1 protein-coding gene is annotated in these 1523 nt (G+C 41.4%); it reads left to right on the top strand.

From position 1 onward, the window contains the following. Window positions 1-507 precede the first annotated feature (507 nt). Window positions 508-1440: an ADP-ribosylglycohydrolase family protein gene (locus MO867_RS21975; protein WP_252473142.1), complete on the top strand. Its 933-nt coding sequence runs from the start codon at window positions 508-510 to the stop codon at window positions 1438-1440. The last annotated feature ends 83 nt before the right edge of the window (window positions 1441-1523 follow it).

The following is a 1523-nucleotide window of genomic DNA, read 5'->3' as shown; positions in this document are numbered from 1 at the left end:
CGAGCAGTACAGTGACTATGGGGCTATAGCTGCATGAAACTGTCCGAAGTGTTGCTAGTAATAGACCGCCAAAATACCGATTTAGATTTTTCAGCACTAGATCCAGATTAGTACAATTACGGCGCAACAATTTCTACAACCGTGCAGTATCGAAAAACCCTTTTATTTTTCCTGTTTATATTAATAATTTTGGCAACCATACTGACTCAAGAGGACAACGGGGGAAGCCAATAAACCCTATAGCAGCTATGCTTGTTACACTTTAATCTGACTCCCTAACAGCATGGATAGCGAGCAACAATAAGGCGGCTTCTACAAAGAGTGGATTTGTCACGCTCGAAAAAGCAGATAATTTTTCTTGAGATTACCAGCAAGCACCTCAAAAGGTAGTTTCATCCCTATATAGAAATCACCTTCAGGGCTTAATATTCGAAAATATCTTGATACAGTTGACCCACTTTAATTGCCAAACCTTATGATGGAAAAAAATCAGCGCCATGGAATACAATGATAAAAATCAGCAAATATAGGGGATGCTTTAAAGGCCTCGCTGTTGGAGATTCGTTTGGTGCGCCTTATGAAGGTGGACTTTTAGAGAGGCAACTATGGAAATTTATCGGAAAAACAAAACAAGGTAAAAGACGCTACACCGATGATACACAAATGTCCATAGATATAGCGGCCTCGTTTCTTGAATATGAATCTTATAACCAGGAGCACTTAGCGAAGAGATTTGCTCAAAGTTATCAGTGGACAAGGGGCTATGGAGCCAGCGCGGCAAAGTTACTCAAGGGCGTGAGAAGTGGAAAGCGCTGGCAAGATTTAAATCGTATAAAATTCAAGCAGGGCTCTGTTGACAATGGCGCAGCGATGAGGGCCCCCATTATCGCTCTGAGCCACCCGAGAAATGACACTACTTTAAAGAAGGCTGTGCAACTTGTATCTGAAATCACACATGCGCATCCAACTGCTATTGAAGGGGCATATATTATTGCGGTGGTTATTTGTGAAGCCCTTAGGGACCGATCAAATAAAGAGATATTTAATGTATTAGAAAGCTGTTGTCAATCTGACATCTATCGAACCAAACTGGCAAAATGTAAAACCCTTCTTTTCTTTCATCAAGTGCCCCATATACAGTGCATAAAAAAAGACCTAGGCAATGGAGTTACTGCTGTTGAGTCTTGTGTTACAGCCATTTATTTCGGCCTTCAATATAGAAACTCCTCCCTGACATCTCTGTTAGCCAATATATTTACTCTGGGTGGAGATACAGATACCATTGCTGCAATGGCGGCCAGTATATGGGGATCCTTAAACGGGGAGGGGGGGATGACCAACCTAGCTCAGCAGGTTGAGAATATAGAATATATAGATGAGCTTTCTGAAAAATTATACTACAGTCACTATCAATACGATCATATGTTACAACCTGCATAATTTTTTATTATTTAGATCTCAGCACATGACCACCTGCATTCAACTCTGAAGTGCATCACCCTTTAGGCTGCTGCAGCAGCCGT

The sequence above is a fragment of the Microbulbifer okhotskensis genome, assembly GCF_023895975.1.
Taxonomy (GTDB): domain Bacteria; phylum Pseudomonadota; class Gammaproteobacteria; order Pseudomonadales; family Cellvibrionaceae; genus Microbulbifer; species Microbulbifer okhotskensis.
This window is presented reverse-complemented; position numbering and strand designations above follow the sequence as displayed.